This is a genomic window from Microbacterium sp. BLY, assembly GCF_017939615.1.
Classification (GTDB): Bacteria; Actinomycetota; Actinomycetes; order Actinomycetales; family Microbacteriaceae; genus Microbacterium.
Map to the genome: position 1 here is coordinate 2,548,969 of NZ_JAGKSR010000001.1, position 19,696 is coordinate 2,568,664.

The following is a 19,696-nucleotide window of genomic DNA, read 5'->3' on the forward strand; positions in this document are numbered from 1 at the left end:
TGAGCGGGGGTCGGCCCCGCGGCGGGGGCGTCAGGCGTCGACGGCCGCTTTGCTCCGTGCGGCACGGATACGCGCGTCGCGTTCCTTGATCTGCGGCTCGTTCTCACGGAAGAGCGAGTACAGCGGCGCGGCGACGAACAGCGTGGAATACGTCGCCACGAGGATGCCCACGAAGATCGACAGCGAGATATCGGTGAGTGTCTCCGCACCCAGCCAGAAAGCTCCGATGAAGAGGATCGCCCCGACCGGCAGAGCCGCGACCACCGAGGTGTTGATCGAGCGGATGAGGGTCTGGTTCACGGCGAGGTTGACGGACTCCCCGAACAGCCGCGCGGTCTTCTCCCCGTCCTCGGTCGTGTTCTCCCTGATCTTGTCGAACACGACCGTGGTGTCGTACAGGGAGTACGCGAGGATCGTCAGGAAGCCGATGACGGCCGCCGGCGAGATCTCGAATCCGGCGAGGGCGTACACCCCGACGGTGATGACGAGGACGTCGAGCAGGCCGATGATCGCCGCCGCCGACATCTTCCACGTGCGGAAGTAGATGGCGAGGATGAGGAAGGTCAGGGCGAGGAAGATCGCCAGGCCCCACAGCGACTGCCGCGTGACGCTCTCGCCCCAGGCAGGGCCGATGAAGGAGGAGGCGACGGCATCGGGCTCGACGTCGTACGCATCGGCCAGGGCCCGCGCGACCTGCTGCGTCTCGGCCTCCGTCATCTGGTCGGTCTGGACACGGACGTCCTGGTCGTTGACGATGACGACCTTGGTCGCGGCTCCGGGTACCACGGACTGGACCGCCTCGGTCGCGGTGTCCTGATCCGTGGTGTCCGGTGCGGTCACGGTGAACTGCGAGCCGCCGGTGAACTCGATCGAGAACTGGATCGGGCGGAACAGCGGCACGAGAGCCGAGCCGACGACCAGCGCGATCGCGATGATGAACCAGAGGCGGCGCCGCCCCACGAACGGGAAGGAGGTCTTGCCCGTGTAGAGGTTGTTGCCGAACTCATTCATGGAAGGCATCAGTTGTCTCCCTCACTTCCGGCCGTGGTCTGTCTCTCGGCGGCGAGGGCTTCCGCCCGCTTGCGCTCGGCGATGGTCTGCCGGCGGTCCGCCTCTCCGCGCGAACGCGCGTTCTTCGCTCCGCGACCGGCCGAGGCCGTGGCGACCTCGCGGTACTGCGACCGGCTGCGGTACACCGCGCCGAGGGCCTCCGGGTCGAGTCCGGAGAGCTTGTGGCCGCCGCCGAAGAACTTCGTGCGGGCGAGCAGCTGCATCACGGGGTGGGTGAAGATCACGAAGATCAGCACGTCGATGACCGTCGTGAGGCCGAGCGTGAACGCGAAGCCCTTCACGGTCGAGTCCGCGAGGATGTAGAGCACCACGGCGGCGAGGACGTTGATGGACTTCGAGATGTAGATCGTCCGCTTCGCGCGTCCCCAACCGTCTTCGACGGCCGCGGTGATCGACTTGCCGTCCCGCAGCTCGTCGCGGATGCGCTCGAAGTACACGATGAACGAGTCGGCCGTGAATCCGATCGAGACGATCAGACCGGCGACGCCCGCAAGCGACAGACGGAAGCCGATGCGCCACGCCAGGATGCAGATGACGATGTAGGTGAGCACCGCCATCACCGCGATGGACGCGATGATCACCGTCCCGAGCGCGCGGTACGACAGCAGGGAGTACACCGCGACGAGCGCGAGGCCGATGAGGCCGGCGATGAGGCCGATCTGGAGCTGCTGGGTGCCGAGCGTCGCGGAGATCGTGTCCGAGCTCTGCACCTCGAAGCTGAGCGGGAGAGCACCGAACTTGAGCTGATCGGCCAGCGTCGTCGCGCTCTCCTGCGTGAAGCTGCCGGAGATGCTCGGCCGACCGTCGAGGATCACGCCGTTCATGCGCGGCGCACTGATCACCTCGCCGTCGAGCACGAACGCGAACTGGTCCCGCGGCGAGAGGCCGTCGATGCGGTTCTGGTTGAGGCGCGTGCTCACCTGGCCGAAGGCGTCAGCGCCCTCGCCGTTCATGGTGAGCTGCACGATCCAGGCACCGGAGCGCGGGTCGCGTCCGGCGGTCGCGTCCGTGATCGCGCGGCCGTCCAGTTCCGCCGGACCGAGGATGAACTTGGCGGTGTCGTCGGGCGAGCACGCGATGACCGGCTCGTCCTTCGGAGCCTTCGACGGGTCGTTGGACGGGTTGGCGCAGTCGTACGCCTGGAACTCCGCGGCCAGCTTGTCGGTCACCCAGGACAGATCGCTCGCGTCCGTCGGCTCGGCCGTCGGTTCCGCGTTCAGCGAGGGGTCAGGGCTCGGGTACGGCGTGGAGTTGCCGTCCTCGCCGACGAACTCCGTGCTCGCCGCCGTGGTGTACAGCACCGGACGGAACTCCAGCTGAGCGCTGGACTGGATGCGCTCGCGCGTCTGCTCGTCCGCCTCACCGGGGATCTGGACGACGATGTTGCGCCCGCCCTCGGTGGTGATGTCGGCCTCTGCGACGCCGGACGCGTCCACACGCTGACGGATGATGGCCGCGGCCTGGTCGAGCTGCTCCTGCGTCGGCGCGGCTCCGTCCTCCGTCTCCGCGCTGAGGATGATCTGGGTGCCGCCCTGCAGGTCGAGGGCGAGCTCCGGCGTCCACGAGCTCTGCTTGAAGACGTAGACACCCAGCGCGTTGATGCCGAAGAGCACGCCCGTCACGAGGAGCAGGCCGAGGAGGACCCGCCAGGCGTGACGGACGGGAGAGGATGAAGCCACGTGTGTTCAGCTTTCTGGAAGGACGGTGATCCGACAGGCCGCGACGGCCCTCTTCTTACTTGTCGTCGGCATCCCGCTCGAGGCGGGCGCGGGTCTCCTCCGGCGTCTCCACCGCGGGGGCGGCGGTCTCGTCGACGATGTGGTCGTCCACTCCGTCGACGGGCGCCTCAACGATAGCGTCCTTGGGCTCGACGATGCGGAGGATCGCCTGGCTGTGGACCTCGATGACCGTGCCGGGGGCGATCTCCACCAGGGCCGGGGAGTCGAGGTCGTCCGCGTCGTAGGCGACGATGGTGCCGTAGATGCCGCCCTGCAGGAGGACCTTGGCGCCGGGGACCGTCTTGGTCGCCTTCTCCTCCTGCTCCGCCTTCATCTGGCGGGTGCGCTTGCGCGTGTTGAAGATCATGAAGATCAGGAGGACGGCGAGGAGTCCGAAGAGGACAAATTCCATGGGCATGGGGATGGCGCCTTTCTCAGGTGCACGCACCAGCCTTTGGGCGCACAGCGGTATCCGGGAAGTCTTCAGCGATTATAGGTCATCCAACTTCAGCATCCCGTCCGGGTGCGCGACGCCGAGGTGCGCGTACGCCTCCGGGGTCGCGACCCGTCCGCGGGGCGTGCGCCCGAGGAAGCCGATCCGCACGAGGTACGGCTCCACGACGCTCTCCACGGTCTCCGGCTCCTCCCCGACGGCGACCGCGAGGGTGCTCAGGCCGACGGGGCCGCCGCGGAAGCGCCGCACCAGCGCTTCGAGGACGGCACGGTCGAGGCGATCGAGACCGATCGCATCGACGTCGTACAGGTCGAGGGCCGCCTGCACTCCGCGCAACGTCGCTTCGCCCCCGCCGTGGACGAGCGCATAGTCGCGGACGCGGCGCAGCAGGCGGTTCGCGATGCGCGGTGTCCCCCGGGACCGCCGGGCGATCTCGGCCAGCGAGTCCGTGGGGAGGTCGACGCCCAGCACCGATGCGGAGCGGCCGATGACCTGCTCCAGCTCCCCGTCGTCGTAGAACTCCAGATGTCCGGTGAAACCGAAGCGATCACGGAGCGGGTTCGGAAGCAGACCCGAGCGGGTCGTGGCACCGACCAGGGTGAACGGCGACAGCTCGAGGGGGATGCTCGTGGCGCCGGCGCCCTTCCCGACCATGATGTCGATCCGGTAGTCCTCCATGGCGAGGTAGAGCATCTCCTCCGCGGAGCGCGCCATCCGGTGGATCTCATCGATGAACAGCACCTCCCCGGGCACGAGGCTCGACAGCAGGGCGGCCAGGTCGCCGGCGTGCTGGATGGCGGGGCCACTGGACATGCGCAGCGGTCGGTCGCTCTCGTGGGCGACGATCATCGCGAGAGTCGTCTTGCCGAGCCCCGGGGGCCCCGCGAGGAGGATGTGGTCGGCAGGGCGGGACTGGATGCGCGCCGCCTCCAGGAGCAACTGCAGCTGCCCGCGCACCTTCTGCTGGCCCACGAACTCGCCGAGGCTCGACGGCCGCAATGCGCCTTCGATCGCGAGTTCGGACTCGTCGGTCGGCTCGGTCGGGTCGAGGGCGTCAGCCACGCGTCGGGCCTCCCTGCGCGGGACCGAGAAGCGCGAGGGTGCGGCGCAGCAGCGAGGCCACGGACCCGCGCTCGGCATCGGTCGCGTCCGTCGCCGTCTGCGTGGCCGCCTCGGCCGCCACCTTCTCGGACCATCCGAGACCCACCAGTGCCACGGTCACCTGCGCCACGACGTCACCGCCTGTCGCGGCCGCGGGCGCGGCCGGCGTCGCCACCGCCTGCACCTTGCCGGCGAGCTGGACGACGATGAGCTTCGCCGTCTTCGGCCCGATGCCGGACACACGCCGGAAGGGGGCATCGTCCTCCGCGGTGACGGCCTCCGCGATCTGGTCGGCCGTCAGGTGGGACAGCACGCCGAGAGCCGACTTCGGCCCGACGCCGGTGACGCTCAGGAGCAGGGTGAAGATCTCCAGCTCGCCGCGGTCCGCGAAGCCGAACAGGGACAGGGAGTCTTCCCGGACGATGAGACTCGTGTGCAGGAGGAGCTTCTCCCCCACCGTCGCCGTATGCGCCACATCCGCGGGCACCGCGACGGCGAACCCCACGCCACCGACGTCGATGATGACCTGATCCGACGTCGTGTGCAGCACGGTGCCGTGCAGAGAGGAGATCATCCCCTCAGTCTACGAGGTCGCTCGTAGATATGTTCGAGCGACACGCTCCGCATCGGCCCACGCGCGCTGCGCGGGGGTGAGCCCGCCGTCACCCGCCCGCCCCGGCGCCGGCGCGCCGCGGCGCCAGGCGTGGCACAGCGCGATCGCGAGCGCATCGGCCGCATCCGCCGGCTGCGGCGGAGCATCGAGCCGGAGGATCCGCGCGATCATCGCCTGGACCTGCCGTTTGTCCGCCGATCCGTAACCGGTCACCGCGGCCTTCACCTCGCTGGGCGTATGGGTCGCCGCAGGCAACCCCGCCTCGGCCGCGATCAGCAGCGCGACCCCGCTCGCCTGGGCGGTCCCCATCACGGTGTGCGTGTTCTGCTGCGCGAAGACCCGCTCGACCGCGACCGCATCGGGGCGATGCTCGGCGATCGCCGCGCGGATACCCGCCGCCACGACCGCGAGCCGGTCACCGATCTCCGCGTCGGGTGCCGAGCGGATCACACCGACATGGACGAGGGTGCCGCGACGCGCGCGATCGACGTCGACGATGCCGACACCGCACCGGGTGAGTCCGGGGTCGATGCCGAGCACGCGCAGCGAAGTGGTCACCCGTCCAGGCTAGGCGGACAGGATGGTGGTCGGTCTGCGCCGCGCCTACGCGTCGTCGTTCTCGAGCTCGGCCTGCACCTCGGGCGACAGGTCGAAGTTGCTGAAGACGTTCTGGACGTCCTCGCTGTCCTCCAGCGCGTCGATCAGCCGGAACACCTTGCGGGCGGTGTCGGCGTCGATCTCGACCTTGAGGTTCGGCACGAACTCGACGTCGGCGGACTCGTAGTCGATCCCCGCGTCCTGCAGAGCGGTGCGGACGGCCACGAGGTCGCTCGCCTCGGTGACGACCTCGAAGCCCTCGGCGTGCGGCTCGATCTCCTCGGCGCCCGCTTCGAGGGCCACCATCATCACGTCATCCTCGGTGGTGCCCTCGGAGCCCACGACGATGACGCCCTTGCGGCTGAAGTTGTACGCGACGCTGCCGGGATCGGCGAGCGTCCCGCCGTTGCGGCTGAGGGCGGTGCGCACCTCGGCCGCCGCGCGGTTCTTGTTGTCGGTCAGACACTCGATCATGAGGGCGACGCCGTTGGGCCCGTAGCCCTCGTACATGATCGAGGTGTACTCGACGGCCTCGCCGCCGATGCCGGCCCCGCGCTTGATGGCACGGTCGATGTTGTCCTTGGGGACCGAGGTCTTCTTCGCCTTGAGCACCGCGTCGAAGAGCGTCGGGTTGCCCTGCAGGTCGGCGCCGCCCAGCTTGGCCGCGACCTCGATGTTCTTGATGAGCTTGGCCCAGGACTTCGCACGCCGCGCGTCGATGACGGCCTTCTTGTGCTTGGTCGTGGCCCACTTGGAATGCCCGGACATAAGTCTCCGCTCGTCGTCTGCGCCCCGGAACGCCGTCCAGGGCGTCGTCCAGTCTATCGAAACGTGCCGCGGCACCGCTCTGGTTCCTGTGCGGGATGCAGGCGAGCGCGCGAGAACAGGCCATCTCGCACTGAGATGCCTGTGGTCGCGCGCGGGCCTGAATGCGCGCGACAGGACGATCAGCCGCGGGCACCGACGTGGTCGAGGAAGCGCCGGTGGAACCGCGCCTCGTTCGTGATCTCGGGGTGGAAGCTCAGCCCGAGCAGTCCGTCCTGCTCGACCGCGACCACGCGGCCGTCAGGCAGGGTCGCGAGCACCGACGCCCGTGGTCCTACCGCCTCCACGACGGGTCCGCGGATGAAGGCCGCCGTCACGGGCCCGTCGAACGCGGGCACGGTCAGCTCCGCCTCGAATGACTCGGCCTGTCGCCCGAACGCGTTGCGCCGCACGACCGCATCGAGCCCACCGAAGCTCTGCTGTCCGTCGATCGCGTCGACCACCTCGTCGGCGAGCAAGATCAGCCCTGCGCAGGTGCCGAGCACCGGCATCCCCTCGGCGATCGCGGCGCGGATCGGCTGCTGCAGCCCGAACAGCCGGGCGAGCTTGTCGATCACGGTCGACTCGCCCCCGGGGATGACGAGGCCGTCGACCCGCGCGAGCTCTTCCGGGCGACGCACCAGGGCGACATCGGCACCGAGGGCCTCAAGCAGGGCGACATGCTCCCGCACGTCGCCCTGCAGCGCAAGGACCCCGACGCGCGGACTACCAGCCACGCTCGGCGAGGCGGTGCGGCGCCGGGAGGTCGCTCACGTTGATGCCGACCATCGCCTCACCCAGCCCACGGGAGACCTCGGCGATCACCTTCGGGTCGTCGAAGAACGTCGTGGCCTTGACGATGGCCTTCGCACGCTCGGCGGGGTTGCCGGACTTGAAGATGCCGGAGCCGACGAACACGCCGTCCGCGCCGAGCTGCATCATCATCGCCGCGTCCGCGGGGGTCGCGACGCCACCGGCGACGAAGAGCACCACGGGGAGCGTGCCGGTCTCGGCGATCTCGGCGACGAGCTCGTACGGCGCCTGCAGCTCCTTCGCGGCGACGAACAGCTCATCCTTCGGCAGCGCGGTCAGCGCCGCGATCTCCCCGCGGATCTTCCGGATGTGCTTCATGGCCTCGGAGACGTCCCCCGTGCCGGCCTCGCCCTTGGAGCGGATCATCGCGGCGCCCTCGTTGATGCGGCGCAGCGCCTCGCCGAGGTTCGTGGCGCCGCAGACGAACGGCACCGTGAAGCCGAACTTGTCGATGTGGTTCACGTAGTCGGCGGGCGAGAGCACCTCGGACTCGTCGATGTAGTCGACGCCGAGCTCCTGCAGCACCTGCGCCTCGACGAAGTGCCCGATGCGCGCCTTCGCCATGACCGGAATGGAGACGGCGTCGATGATGCTGTCGATCATGTCCGGGTCGCTCATCCGCGAGACGCCGCCCTGCGCACGGATGTCCGCGGGGACCCGCTCGAGGGCCATGACGGCGACGGCGCCGGCGTCCTCGGCGATCTTCGCCTGCTCAGCGGTGACGACGTCCATGATGACGCCGCCCTTGAGCATCTCGGCGAGGCCGCGCTTCACGCGGGCGGATCCGGTGGTGGGCTGCTCGGTCATGGAGGTCTCCTGTCGGATGATCCGAAGTCGGGTTTGATCTAGATCAAAGATAGCACTGTCCCCACCGCCTAGAATCGCGGAGGAGGATCATGAGCGACGAGATCAGGGGCACCACGGCGGCGGAGATCGCGGACAGCGTGCGCGCCCTGCGGGACCGCGGGACCCTCCGGCCCGGAGAAGTGCTCCCTCCCGTCCGCGAACTCGCCGCCACGCTCGGCGTGAACCGCAACACGGCGGTCGCCGCCTACCGTCAGCTCGCCCAGGCGGGGCTCGTGCACTCACGCGGGCGGGCCGGGACCGTCGTCGCCGGGGTCGACGCCGTGCCACAGGAGGGCTACGCGGCCGACACGGTCCTCCGCGACATCGGCACCGGGAATCCCGACCCCGGACTCATCCCCGATCCGTCATCGGCGCTCGGCACCATCGGCCGCCGCCCCGTGCTCTACGGTGAGCCGGTCATCGATCGAGGGCTCGAGGAGTGGGCTCGGGAGTGGATGGGCGCCGACCTCCGGGAGCAGGACTTCCGTGTCACCGTCACCAGCGGTGCGGTGGACGCCGTGGAGCGGCTGCTGGCACAGGCACTGATGCGAGACGACGCGGTGGCCCTCGAGGACCCCTGCTTCCTCGCGAGCATCCACACCGTCCGACTGGGTGGCTACCGCGCCATCACGGTGCCGGTCGACGACGAGGGCATGACCGTGGACGGCCTCCGCTCGGCTCTCGAAGCCGGCGTCCGCGCGGTCATCTGCACGCCGCGGGCGCAGAACCCGACAGGGGTGAGCCTCTCCCCCGCCCGGGCCGAGGCGCTGCGAGCCGTACTCGCCGACCACCCGTACGTGCTCGTCATCGAGGACGACCACTTCTCCCTGCTCTCCCAGCGGCCCTACGAGTCGCTGATCGGCCCCGGCCATCGGCGCTTCGCGCTGGTGCGATCGGTGTCCAAGTTCCTCGGGCCGGACATGTGCCTCGCGCTCGCGGCGACCGACCCGGAGACGGCCGATCGCCTCGCGATGCGACTCAGCCCCGGCACCACCTGGGTCAGCCACCTGCTGCAGCGGCTCACGCTCGCGCAGCTCACCGACCCCGCCGTGCGCGAGGAGATCGCGGACGCAGGGCGGCACTACGCGCAGCGCAACGCCGCCTTCGCCGCGCGCCTCCGCGCCGAGGGCATCGACGCCCCGGACCCGGACGGCCTGAGCCTGTGGATCGGCTTCTCGAAGCCCGCTCGTGTCGTCGCCGACCACCTCATGCGGCGCGGATGGCTCGCACGCACCGGGGACGACTTCGCCCTGGACGAGCGAGCCGAACCCTCGCACCACCTCCGTCTCACCGTGCACGACCTCTCCGAGGCCGACGCGGACACCCTCATCGCCGACCTCGTCGCCGCCGGACGATGACCACCCGACGCGGGCACCGTCCCGCCCTGAATGAAAGGGACCGGGCATGAAGATCCTGTCCATCCAGTCCGCCGTCTCGTACGGTCACGTCGGCAACTCCGCCGCGGTCTTCCCGCTCCAGCGCATCGGCGTGGAGGTCCTGCCCGTGTACACGGTGACCTTCTCGAACCACACCGGATACGGCGCGTGGCGTGGACCGCTGATCGACCCGAACGACGTCGGCGAGGTCATCACCGGCATCGAGGAGCGCGGGGTGTTCGGCTCGATCGACGCCGTCCTCAGCGGCTACCAGGGCAGCGAAGGCATCGGGGACGTCATCATCGACGCGGTCGCGCGGGTCAAGGCCGCGAACCCCGACGCGGTGTACGCGTGCGACCCCGTGATGGGCAACGCCAAGTCCGGGTGCTTCGTCGCACCGGCGATCCCGATCCTGCTGCGGGAGCGCGTCGTCCCGGCCGCGGACATCATCACGCCGAACCAGTTCGAGCTCGGCTTCCTCACCGAGACGGAGCCGGACACCCTCGAATCGACCCTCGCCTCCGTGGATCTCGCCCGCGCGATGGGACCGCGCACGGTGCTGGTCACGAGCGTCGAACGTCCCGATCGCGAGGAGGGCACGATCGAGATGCTCGCGGTGGACGACGCCGGTGCCTGGCTCGTCCATACCCCGCACCTGCCGATGAAGGCCAACGGCTCCGGCGATGTGACGGCCGCGCTGTTCACGGCGCACTACGTGGCGACCGGGAGCGCGCAGACCGCCCTGGAGCGCACCGCCTCCAGCGTCTACGACCTCCTGCAGGCGACCCTCGACTCGGGTGAGCGCGAGCTGCAGCTCATCGAGGCGCAGGAATTCTACGCGCACCCCCGGATGCAGTTCTCCGCTCGCCAGGTGCGCTGACCCCTTCTCCACCCTGGGTCCCTGAGCCCGTCGAAGGGCGGCGCTTCGACAGGCTCAGCGACCCAGGACCGGGCTCAGAGATCGGAGGCGGGCCACGCCTCCGCGACGGCCTCCCGGACCTCGCCGAGAAGCTGCGGGAGTGCCTTCGTCTTGGCGATGATCGGGAAGAAGTTCGCATCCGACCGCCACCGCGGGACCACGTGCTGATGCAGATGCGCATCCACGCCCGCGCCCGCCACGGCGCCCTGGTTCATGCCCAGATTGAAGCCGTCGCACCCCGACACCTCGCGGAGCACGCGCATGGCCGTCTGCGTGAGGGCACCGATCTCGGCGACCTCCTCGGGCGTCGCCTGGTCGTACGTGGCGATGTGCCGGTACGGGCAGACGAGCAGGTGTCCCGAGTTGTACGGGAAGAGATTCAGCAGCACGTACGCGGTCTCTCCGCGCGCCACGATGAGGCGCTCGGCGTCCGGGTACTTCGGGGCCTCGCAGAACGGGCATTCCTCGCGGAGGGGCTCCGGTCCCGCCTGGATGTACGCCATCCGGTGCGGAGTCCACAGCCGCTGGAACTCATCGGGGACACCGACGAGACGGGAGGCGTCCTCGAGATCGACCTCGGTGCGCCCTTCCGCCTCGCGGCCGGTCATGCCAGGTCCCCCGCCTTCAGCACCAGGGTGTGTGCCGCGATGGCGGCCGTGATGCGGCGCACGGCGTCGGCGACCGGGACGCCGTTCTCCTGCGTCCCGTCGCGGAAGCGGAACGACACGGTGCCGGCGGCACGATCCTGCTCCCCCACGATGAGGATGACCGGGACCTTGGCCGTCGTGTGGGTGCGGATCTTCTTCTGCATGCGGTCGTCGGAGTGATCGACGTCGGCCCGCACGCCCGCCGCACGCAGCTGCGCGATGACGTCGTCCAGGTAGTCGCCGTACTGTTCGGCCACGGGCACGCCCACCACCTGGCTCGGGGCGAGCCAGAGCGGGAAGTCGCCGGCATAGTGCTCGAGGAGGATCGCGAAGAAGCGCTCGACGGAGCCGAGGAGCGCCCGGTGGATCATCACGGGCCGGTGCTTCTGTCCGTCGGGACCGGTGTACTCCAGCTCGAAACGGTCGGGCTGGTTGAAGTCGAGCTGGATGGTCGACATCTGCCAGGTGCGGCCGATCGCGTCGCGTGCCTGCACCGAGATCTTCGGACCGTAGAAGGCCGCGCCTCCCGGATCAGCGACGAGCTCCAGCCCGGACTCGATGGCCACCTCGCGCAGCGTGTCGATCGCGGTCGACCACTGCTCGGGCTCGCCGAGGAACTTCGGGTTGCCCTCCTCGTTCGTCGAGAGCTCGAGGTAGAAGTCGTTGAGGCCGTAGTCGCGGAGCAGATCGAGCACGAGGTTCAGGTTGGTGGTGAGCTCCTCCTTGACCTGATCCTGCGCGACGTAGATGTGCGCGTCGTCCTGGGTCAGACCGCGCACGCGGGTGAGCCCCGAGAGCGTGCCGCTCTTCTCGTACCGGTAGACCGTGCCGAACTCGGCCAGACGCAGCGGGAGCTCCCGGTAGGAGCGACCGCGCGAGCGGAAGATGAGGTTGTGGAACGGGCAGTTCATCGGCTTCAGGTAGTAGTCCTGGCCCTGGCGGGTGACGTTGCCCTCGTCGTCGACGACCTCGTCGAGGTGCATCGGGGGGAACATGCCGTCCGCATAGGTCTGCAGGTGCCCCGACGTCATGAAGAGGTCCTTCTTCGTGATGTGCGGGCTGTTGACGAGGTCGTAGCCGTTGCGCAGCAGGTGCTTGCGCAGGTTCTCCTCGATCTCGTAGCGGATGATGCCGCCCTTGGGGTGGAACACCGCCAGTCCCGAGCCGATCTCGTCCGGGAAGGAGAACAGGTCCATCTCGGCGCCGAGCTTGCGGTGGTCGCGGCGCTCGGCCTCGGCGATGCGCTCCTGGTAGGCGCGGAGCTCGTCCTTCGTCGGCCATGCGGTGCCGTAGATGCGCTGCAGCTGCGGGTTCTTCTCGCTCCCCCGCCAGTACGCGGCGGCGATGCGGGTGAGGTCCCAGCCGTTGCCGATCATGCGCGTGTTGGGCAGGTGCGGACCGCGGCAGAGGTCCTTCCAGACGACCTCGCCGTCACGGGTGGTGTTGTCGTAGATCGTGAGCTCGCCCTCGCCCACCTCGACGGAGGCCCCCTCGGCGATCTCGGTGGATCCCTGGGCCCCTGAGCCTGCCGATGGGCCCTTGAGCCCGATGAGCTCGAGCTTGAACGGCTCGTCCGCGAGCTCCGCACGAGCCTCGTCGTCGGTCACGACGCGGCGGACGAAACGCTGGCCCTCGCGGACGATGCGCTGCATCTCCTTGGAGATCGCCTTGATGTCCTCCGGCGTGAACGGGGTGTCGACGCCGAAGTCGTAGTAGAAGCCGTCGGTGATGGGCGGGCCGATGCCGAGGTTCGCCTGCGGGTTGATGCGCTGCACCGCCTGGGCGAGCACGTGCGCGCTCGAGTGGCGCAGGATCCTCAGGCCGTCGGGGCTGTCGATCGTGACGGGCTCGACCTCGTCGGTGTCGGTGACGGTCGCAGCGAGGTCCTTGAGGACGCCGCCGACGCGCATGGCGACGACGTTTCGGTCAGGGAACAGGGCGAAGCCGTCGGTCGGCTGGGCGTTTTCAGGCACTGATCACTCCATCTGGGTCTGGATCTAGGCTACTCGTCCGTTCGCAGGTCGCCGACCGTCACGCGGCGCTTTCCGGCAGCGAATCCGTAGCGGCCGGGGCGAAGATGATGATCGCCGCTCCGGCCAGTGCCACGACGGATCCGATCACATCCCAGGAGGTGGGACGGAAGCCGTCGACGATGACGCCCCAGGCGAGGGACCCGGCGATGAAGATCCCGCCGTACGCGGCGAGGACCCGCCCGAAGTTCGCATCCGGCTGGAGCGCCGCGATGAAGCCGTAGGCGCCGAGGGCCATGACCCCGAGGACCGCGAACAACCACCCGCGGTCTTCCTTCACCGCCTGCCAGATGAGCCAGGCACCGCCGATCTCGGCGACGGCGGCGAGGACGAAGAGGACGGCGATGCGCAGCACGGTCATCGCCTCAGTGTGGCATCAGCGGTGTCCGACGGGGGCGGTAGCGTGGGCGCATGACACGGACGATCGGCCGCTGGCTCCTCGCTCTCGCCCTCGGGGTGATGGGCGTGCTGCACTTCACGCAGACACGCGGGTTCCGGGTGGTCGTTCCCGACTGGGCGACCGCCTTCACCCGGATGGACAAGGACACGATCGTCCTGGCGTCGGGGGCAGCCGAGGTCGCGCTCGCGGCGGGGCTGGTGGCGTTGCCCCGCGAGCGCCGACGCGTGGGATGGGCCACGGCGGGTTTCTTCGCCGCGGTCTTCCCCGGCAACTGGTACCAGTGGCGCACCGGGCGGTCGACTCCCGGACTCGACACGGACCGGCGGCGGTTCGGCCGCCTGTTCCTGCAACCTCTGCTGATCGCCTGGGCCCTGTGGGCGACCCGATGACCTCGCCCTCGATCGTCTGGTTCCGCGACGATCTCCGCCTGGCCGACAACCCCGCGCTGCGTGCCGCCGTCGAGCGCGACGAACCGGTCGTCGCGCTCTTCGTCCTCGACGAGGAATCCCTCGGCATCCGTCCGCTGGGCGGCGCGGCACGCTGGTGGCTGCATCACTCGCTGGCCTCGCTCGCCGGACGGCTGCGCGAGAAGGGGGCGACGCTGGTACTGCGGCGCGGGCCGGCCGACCGGGTCGTGCGGGAACTGGTGGCGGAGTCCGGGGCGGGCGCCGTCTTCTGGAATCGCCGATACGGAGCGGCCGGGCGCGGGATCGATGCCGGACTGAAGACGGCGTTGCGGGGCGACGGGCTCACGGTGTCGTCGTTCGCGGGCGCCCTTCTGCACGAGCCCTGGACGGTCACGACCGGGAGCGGCACACATTATTCGGTCTTCACGCCGTTCTGGCGGGCCTGTCTGGCCCTTCCGGCCCCGCGCGCCCCCCTCCCGGAACCCCGGGAGCTCCGCGGCACGCACACTCGACTCACCTCCGACGCGCTGGATGACTGGGGTCTGCTGCCCACCTCACCGGACTGGGCGGGCGGGTTGCGCGACACGTGGGAGCCCGGCGAGCCCGCCGCGCGCCGCCGGCTGCAGCGCTTCCTCGCCGAAGACCTCCGAACGTATGATCGCGCTCGCGACACCCCGGCCGCCGGCGCCACCTCCCGACTGTCTCCCCGTCTGCGCTGGGGCGAGCTCAGCCCCTTCACCGTGTGGCACGAGGCCGTCGGAGTCGACGGTGCCGGCGGATTCCTCTCGGAACTCGGCTGGCGGGAGTTCGCCTGGCACACGCTCTTCCACTTCCCCGACCTCGCGACGAAGAACCTGCGTCCGGAGTTCGACGCGTTCCCGTGGCCGCCGCTGGATCCCGCACGGCTGGACCGGTGGCAGCACGGGGAGACGGGCGTGCCCCTCGTCGACGCGGGCATGCGCGAGCTCTGGCACACGGGGTACATGCACAACCGGGTGCGGATGGTCACGGCATCCTTCCTCGTCAAGAACCTCCTCATCGACTGGCGGCTCGGCGAGGAGTGGTTCTGGGACACGCTGGTGGATGCCGACGACGCGAGCAACCCGTTCAACTGGCAGTGGGTCGCAGGCTCCGGCGCCGACGCCGCCCCCTACTTCCGCGTCTTCAATCCGGAACTGCAGGCCAAGAAGTTCGACGGCGAGGGGCAGTACATCGGACGCTGGGCCGCCGATGCCCCCACGGAGCCCCTCGTCGACCTCGGCGAGACGAGGAAAGCCGCGCTCGCCGCCTACGACACCATGAAGCGGTCGGCGCGCGCGCAGCGCGACTGACCTGCCCCTGCGGCCCGGCAGGCGGACGAGGACCGTGGCAGACTGGTGCCCGTGAGCCCGTCCCGCAAGCCCGCCGTCGTGCGCGGCTTCGCGACCTCGTCACTCGCCATCTTCGTCGCTCTGGCGGGTCACGTGACCGGCGGCGGCGAGATGCCGGGGGCCCTGGGGATCCTCGTCCCTTGGGTCTTCGCGTTCATGGCCAGCGTGCTCCTCGCCGGCCGGACGCTCTCGCTCGCCCGCCTCACCGTGTCGGTCGCGCTGAGCCAGTTCCTCTTCCACACGCTCTTCGTCCTCGGCACGGTCTCCCCCTCCGGTGCCCCGGCGCGCCACGTGCACGGCGCCCCGCTCGTCCTCCCCGCCGGTGACGGCACGATGGCAGCCGTACCGGCGGACGCCTCGATGTGGGTCGGCCACACGCTGGCCGCGCTCCTCACCGTCGCGGCGCTCTACCGCGGTGAGCGCTTGCTCGGAACGATCCGCGACCTCGCCGTCCGCCTGGCCCGGTGGGTCCGGCGGCGCGCGGACGTGGTGCTCTCCCCCCGTCCCGTCGACGCCGGGCGGTACAGCACGGGGTACTTTGTCGTCCGGACGGCCCGCAGCCGCCGACTCCTCGCTCCTCTTCTCGGACGCGCCCCGCCCTCTCTCGCCGCGCTCTGATCCGCACTCACGGCCACCGGTCGTGGCGTGCGACCTCGCGCTGTCGTCTGCGACGCGCGCTCGAACGCAGGAATCCACGTCGCTCGGCGACGTCTGAAGAGAGGCTCTTCCATGTCCCCTGTCCGCAGATTCGCGGCCGGGGCGGTGGTGGCAGCCGTCGCGGTCCTCGCGACGGCCGCTCCCGCGACCGCCCACGATCAACTCATCGACAGCAGTCCCACCGACGGAGAGCGGCTCGAGGCGGCTCCCGAGAACATCACCATGACGTTCTCCGGAGAACTCCTCGTCCTCGACTCCTCTACCGCCGGTGCCACCGTCCTCGTCGTCGACGCGGCGGGTGAGGACTGGGCCACGGGTGCGGTGGAGGTGCGCGGGAGGAACGTCACCGCCGCGCTCGCTGCCGACATGCCCGAAGGTGGCTACCAGGTCCGCTGGCAGGTCGTCTCCGAAGACGGGCATCCCATCGCCGGAGTCATCCCGTTCGCGATCGGCGACGCCGCTCCGCTGGAGACGACAGGTCAGCCGGCGGCGACGCCGCCCGCCGCCGGGGACACGGCGGACACACCTCCTCAGAATGCCGACGAGGCCGGTGACCCGATCCGGGTCCTGCTCATCGGCGGAGCGGGCGCGGCACTCGCCGTCGCCGTCTTCGCCCTCCTCCTCCGCCGCCGTCGCGCGGCCGCCGTGCTGCCGGAATCCGGCGATGACACGGCAGACAACTCGTGAAAGGCCACACCATGAACATCCGCACCTCCCTCCCCCGCTTCGGCGCGATGATCGCCCTCTCGCTCCTCGCCCTCACCGGCTGCACGGCACCGACGGCCGCGACGCCGACGGACACCCCGGCCGCGGATGCCCTCCGCATCGACGATGCCTGGGTCAAGTCCGCGGACGAGGGCATGTCGGCGGCTTTCGGCACGCTCGTCAACGAGAGCGACGAGGACGTGACCGTGACGGCGGTCTCGTCCGCTGCATCGCCGATGATCGAACTGCACGAGACCGTCGAGAACGACGCCGGCGAGATGGTGATGCGCGAGATCGCTGGCGGTTTCGTCGTCCCGGCCGGCGGCCGCCTCACCCTCGAGCCCGGTGGCGACCACATCATGATGATGGACCTCGCCGCGCCGCTCCGCGCCGGTGACGAGGTCTCCTTCACCATGACCATGTCGGACGACTCCACGGTCGACTTCACCGCGCCGGTGAAGGACTACTCGGGTGCCAACGAGAACTACGACGGCGGCGACGAGCACGACGGCATGGACCACTGATGCCCACAACCGATGCGAGCTCTCGTACCGGGCGTCGTGGTTCGACCCGGCGGCAGTTCCTCCTCGGAGGGGCCGTCGCCGGTGTCGGGGCCGCGGTCGCGGTGGGTGCGGATCTCGCCCTCAACAGCCGAGGCGCGGACACACCGGACGCTTCCCGGGCCCTGAACGGCGACCTCACCGTCGCATTCCACGGCACCCACCAGGCCGGCATCGCCACCGATGCGCAGGCGCACGGGTCTTTCGTCGCGCTCGACCTCCGACCCGAGGTCGACCGAGAATCGCTGCGGAGGATCCTGCGGATCCTCACGGACGACGCGGCTCGGCTCACTGAGGGACGGGCGGCGCTCGCGGACTCGGAACCGGAACTCGCGGCCGCCCCGGCGCGGCTGACCGTCACGTTCGGCTTCGGACCGGGGCTCGTGGCGCGGGCGGGAGGTACGGGACCCTCGTGGCTCGCTCCGCTCCCGGCGTTCCGCGTCGATCGCCTACGGCCGGAGTTCTCGGACGGGGACCTGCTCCTCCAGATCGGCGCGGACGACCCCCTCACCGTCGCCCATGCCCAGCGGATGCTGCTGAAGGATGCGCGGGGGTTCGCGACCGTCCGGTGGATCCAGCAGGGCTTCCGCCGCGCGCACGGTACCGAGCGCGCCGGGACGACCATGCGCAACCTCTTCGGTCAGGTCGACGGCACGAGCAATCCGCAGCCGGGGACCGAGGATTTCGCGCGCGTCGTCTGGAGCGACGACGGCTGGCTGACCGGAGGCACGGGCATGGTGCTCCGCCGCATCCGGATGGACCTCGACGGGTGGGACCGCCTGGATCGGAGCGGGCGCGAGGCGTCCGTGGGGCGGACGCTCCGCGAGGGAGCGCCGCTGACCGGGACAGCGGAGTTCGATGAGCCGGACTTCGACGCGACCACGGCCATCGGCTTCCCGGTCATCCCCGCGTTCGCGCATATCCGGCGGGCGCGCGGCGACGGCACGGAGCGCATCTTCCGCCGGGCGTACAACTACGACGAACGTCCGGCCGGTAGTGAGGTGTCGGAGTCCGGATTGCTCTTCGTCGCCTTCCAGGCGGACGTCGCGCGCCAGTTCCTCCCCATGCAGCGGCGATTGGATGAACTCGATCTGCTGAACGAGTGGACCGTCCCGATCGGGTCGGCGGTCTTCGCCGTCCCGCCGGGGTGCGCGGCCGGCGGGTACATCGGAGAGACCCTCCTCGACTGAGGCGGGATCAGTGGGGTCCGCGTCGTCGCGCGGCGGCGACCGCGGGCCCCACGCCGTCGAGGATGGGAGCCCCATGACCGGGGAGGACCACCCGCGCCCCCGTGCGCGCCAGCGTGTCCAGTGAGTCCATCGCCTCCGCGGTATCGGCCGTCGCCGCCCTGGCGACGATCTGCGGCCCTGCCTCCCCCGTGTACGGGTCGAGCGTCACGAGGGCGTCGCCCGCGACGAGCACCCCGGTGTCCGGGAAGAAGTAGGCGCAGTGTCCCGCCGTGTGCCCGGGTGTCCACAGGGCCAGCGGAGTGCCCGGGGCGTCGACGGGGTGTTCGTGCGTCACGCGAGGCTGCGCCTCGACGCCGCGGACGTTCAGCGCCCCGGCGAGTGCCATCCGCGTGATGGGCGGGATGCCCCGCGGATGAGTGAGCACGTACGGGACCCGAGGGGCGGCCGGACGATACCGGTACGGATGACGGGCCAGCTCCGCGTCCCGCGGGTGGACGAACACCGACACGCCCTCCGCCCGCAGCCCGCGGGCGACGCCGACATGATCGAAGTGCCCGTGCGTCAGCACGACCGCGTCGATGTCGGCCTCGTCCGCGCCCAGATGACCGAGGAGGACGCGCAGCACTCCTCTGCTCCGCGGCAGCCCGGCGTCGAACAGGGTCATCCCGTCCGCGGTCTTCACGAGATAGCAGTTGACGTCCGCCACCCCGATGCCGAAGAAGCCCGGCACCACCTCGGTCCACCGTCGCCCTGTACTCATTCCCGATCCTCCCCATCGTCGGCGGGTCCGCGGCCCGCATCGAAGCTGCGCTCGTAGCGGTCCCTGGCCTCGGCCAGCACGTGCTCGTCGATGACGGCGATGGGCTCCACATCACGAAGCAGAGGCTCGCAGTCGGGCCCCCGACCGCAGTGCTCCCCGCGGAGGACCCAGGCGATGCGCTGCGGGTCCTTCTCCGCCAGGTGACGGTACTGACAGAGCTGACGCGCGAGCCAGTCCTCCAGCGGACGTGTCCACCAGCGTTCGGCGTCCAGAGGATTGACGGAGAGACCGGGGAGCTCGAGTCCGCTCTCGGTGTCGATGCTGGAACGGCGGGAGTCCGCATCCGGACCCTCCGAGTAGCGGACGTGCAGGCCCGGGCACGCCCGGACGACCGCGGCCAGCTGCGCCAGATGATCGATGCGCCGAAGACCGGTCGCGGCATCCCGGCCGGATGCGGTGTCGGGTCCGCAGGTGCGGTCGAGTGCGGCGTCTGTCATGCCCTGAGAGTAAGAACGGGACCTCCGGTGCCGAGGGGGATTGACAACTCCCGCTTCCGCCGCCTCCCTCCCGCGCGGCGGGTCCTCGGCCGCGCGGGAATCTACCGCGCAGCCCCGGGCCGCGTCAATGGGGTCTCAGCGGCCCTGTGGCGGGTCCTACC

The 19,696-nt window shown here is 70.2% G+C and carries 22 protein-coding genes; 8 read left to right on the forward strand and 14 right to left on the reverse strand.

Annotation, left to right across the window (positions count from 1 at the left end; translation table 11 throughout):
• Window positions 1-30 precede the first annotated feature (30 nt).
• From secF to pdxS, 9 genes are all read right to left on the reverse strand, one after another.
• The gene (gene secF / locus KAF39_RS12485; protein WP_210677542.1) at window positions 31-1,020 is read right to left on the reverse strand and encodes a protein translocase subunit SecF; all 990 of its coding nucleotides are present in this window, start codon (window positions 1,018-1,020) and stop codon (window positions 31-33) included.
• On the reverse strand, window positions 1,020-2,750 hold the full coding sequence (secD, locus tag KAF39_RS12490; RefSeq protein ID WP_210677543.1) for a protein translocase subunit SecD: 1,731 nt from the start codon (window positions 2,748-2,750) through the stop codon (window positions 1,020-1,022). The genes secF and secD overlap by 1 nt, the downstream gene beginning before the upstream one ends.
• A gap of 55 nt (window positions 2,751-2,805) precedes the next feature.
• Window positions 2,806-3,201, reverse strand: coding sequence for a preprotein translocase subunit YajC (yajC, locus tag KAF39_RS12495; RefSeq protein ID WP_210678054.1), 396 nt, complete (start codon window positions 3,199-3,201; stop codon window positions 2,806-2,808).
• A 78-nt stretch (window positions 3,202-3,279) separates the two neighbouring features.
• Window positions 3,280-4,305, reverse strand: coding sequence for a Holliday junction branch migration DNA helicase RuvB (gene ruvB / locus KAF39_RS12500; protein WP_210677544.1), 1,026 nt, complete (start codon window positions 4,303-4,305; stop codon window positions 3,280-3,282).
• Window positions 4,298-4,918, reverse strand: a complete 621-nt coding sequence (ruvA, locus tag KAF39_RS12505; RefSeq protein WP_210677545.1) for a Holliday junction branch migration protein RuvA — start codon at window positions 4,916-4,918, stop codon at window positions 4,298-4,300. The genes ruvB and ruvA overlap by 8 nt, the downstream gene beginning before the upstream one ends.
• A 9-nt stretch (window positions 4,919-4,927) precedes the next feature.
• Entirely contained in the window at window positions 4,928-5,515 is a 588-nt protein-coding gene (gene ruvC, locus KAF39_RS12510) for a crossover junction endodeoxyribonuclease RuvC (protein WP_210677546.1), read from the reverse strand.
• A 45-nt stretch (window positions 5,516-5,560) separates the two neighbouring features.
• Window positions 5,561-6,322 (reverse strand): YebC/PmpR family DNA-binding transcriptional regulator, encoded by a 762-nt coding sequence (locus tag KAF39_RS12515; RefSeq protein ID WP_210677547.1) that lies wholly within the window; start codon window positions 6,320-6,322, stop codon window positions 5,561-5,563.
• A gap of 179 nt (window positions 6,323-6,501) precedes the next feature.
• Complete coding sequence (pdxT, locus tag KAF39_RS12520) at window positions 6,502-7,095, reverse strand: pyridoxal 5'-phosphate synthase glutaminase subunit PdxT (protein ID WP_210677548.1); 594 nt, start codon at window positions 7,093-7,095, stop codon at window positions 6,502-6,504.
• Window positions 7,085-7,978, reverse strand: coding sequence for a pyridoxal 5'-phosphate synthase lyase subunit PdxS (gene pdxS, locus KAF39_RS12525; RefSeq protein ID WP_210677549.1), 894 nt, complete (start codon window positions 7,976-7,978; stop codon window positions 7,085-7,087). The genes pdxT and pdxS overlap by 11 nt, the downstream gene beginning before the upstream one ends.
• Window positions 7,979-8,067: 89 nt before the next feature.
• Between pdxS and KAF39_RS12530 the strand changes: the two genes are divergently transcribed.
• Both KAF39_RS12530 and pdxY read left to right on the forward strand, forming a co-directional pair.
• Window positions 8,068-9,375: an aminotransferase class I/II-fold pyridoxal phosphate-dependent enzyme gene (locus KAF39_RS12530; protein WP_210677550.1), complete on the forward strand. Its 1,308-nt coding sequence runs from the start codon at window positions 8,068-8,070 to the stop codon at window positions 9,373-9,375.
• A 46-nt stretch (window positions 9,376-9,421) separates the two neighbouring features.
• A complete protein-coding gene (gene pdxY / locus KAF39_RS12535) occupies window positions 9,422-10,273 on the forward strand; it encodes a pyridoxal kinase PdxY (protein WP_210677551.1) in 852 nt (283 codons plus the stop codon).
• A 74-nt stretch (window positions 10,274-10,347) separates the two neighbouring features.
• On the opposite strand, the gene KAF39_RS12540 is transcribed toward pdxY, so the two are convergent.
• The 3 genes from KAF39_RS12540 to KAF39_RS12550 form a co-directional block, all read right to left on the reverse strand.
• Entirely contained in the window at window positions 10,348-10,920 is a 573-nt protein-coding gene (locus tag KAF39_RS12540; RefSeq protein WP_210677552.1) for an HIT domain-containing protein, read from the reverse strand.
• Entirely contained in the window at window positions 10,917-12,869 is a 1,953-nt protein-coding gene (gene thrS / locus KAF39_RS12545; protein WP_246878706.1) for a threonine--tRNA ligase, read from the reverse strand. The genes KAF39_RS12540 and thrS overlap by 4 nt, the downstream gene beginning before the upstream one ends.
• A 121-nt stretch (window positions 12,870-12,990) precedes the next feature.
• Window positions 12,991-13,350 carry a YnfA family protein gene (locus KAF39_RS12550; RefSeq protein WP_210677554.1) on the reverse strand — a complete coding sequence of 120 codons (360 nt, stop codon included), beginning with the start codon at window positions 13,348-13,350 and terminating at the stop codon, window positions 12,991-12,993.
• Window positions 13,351-13,400: 50 nt separating this feature from the next.
• Here KAF39_RS12550 and KAF39_RS12555 point away from each other — a divergent pair, with 50 nt between their 5' ends.
• The 6 genes from KAF39_RS12555 (at window position 13,401) to KAF39_RS12580 (ending at window position 18,278) form a co-directional block, all read left to right on the forward strand.
• Window positions 13,401-13,778 carry a hypothetical protein gene (locus KAF39_RS12555; RefSeq protein WP_210677555.1) on the forward strand — a complete coding sequence of 126 codons (378 nt, stop codon included), beginning with the start codon at window positions 13,401-13,403 and terminating at the stop codon, window positions 13,776-13,778.
• Window positions 13,775-15,127 carry a deoxyribodipyrimidine photo-lyase gene (locus tag KAF39_RS12560; protein ID WP_210677556.1) on the forward strand — a complete coding sequence of 451 codons (1,353 nt, stop codon included), beginning with the start codon at window positions 13,775-13,777 and terminating at the stop codon, window positions 15,125-15,127. The genes KAF39_RS12555 and KAF39_RS12560 overlap by 4 nt, the downstream gene beginning before the upstream one ends.
• A 51-nt stretch (window positions 15,128-15,178) precedes the next feature.
• Window positions 15,179-15,784: a hypothetical protein gene (locus tag KAF39_RS12565; protein WP_210677557.1), complete on the forward strand. Its 606-nt coding sequence runs from the start codon at window positions 15,179-15,181 to the stop codon at window positions 15,782-15,784.
• A gap of 111 nt (window positions 15,785-15,895) precedes the next feature.
• Window positions 15,896-16,510 (forward strand): copper resistance CopC family protein, encoded by a 615-nt coding sequence (locus KAF39_RS12570; protein ID WP_210677558.1) that lies wholly within the window; start codon window positions 15,896-15,898, stop codon window positions 16,508-16,510.
• Between the two features lie 11 nt (window positions 16,511-16,521).
• Window positions 16,522-17,052: a copper chaperone PCu(A)C gene (locus tag KAF39_RS12575; protein WP_210677559.1), complete on the forward strand. Its 531-nt coding sequence runs from the start codon at window positions 16,522-16,524 to the stop codon at window positions 17,050-17,052.
• On the forward strand, window positions 17,052-18,278 hold the full coding sequence (locus KAF39_RS12580; protein WP_210677560.1) for a Dyp-type peroxidase: 1,227 nt from the start codon (window positions 17,052-17,054) through the stop codon (window positions 18,276-18,278). Before KAF39_RS12575 ends, KAF39_RS12580 begins: the two co-directional genes overlap by 1 nt.
• Window positions 18,279-18,285: 7 nt before the next feature.
• On the opposite strand, the gene KAF39_RS12585 is transcribed toward KAF39_RS12580, so the two are convergent.
• Window positions 18,286-19,038 carry an MBL fold metallo-hydrolase gene (locus KAF39_RS12585; protein ID WP_210677561.1) on the reverse strand — a complete coding sequence of 251 codons (753 nt, stop codon included), beginning with the start codon at window positions 19,036-19,038 and terminating at the stop codon, window positions 18,286-18,288.
• Window positions 19,035-19,535, reverse strand: a complete 501-nt coding sequence (locus KAF39_RS12590) for a DUF6098 family protein (protein ID WP_246878299.1) — start codon at window positions 19,533-19,535, stop codon at window positions 19,035-19,037. Before KAF39_RS12590 ends, KAF39_RS12585 begins: the two co-directional genes overlap by 4 nt.
• Window positions 19,536-19,696: the final 161 nt, after the last annotated feature.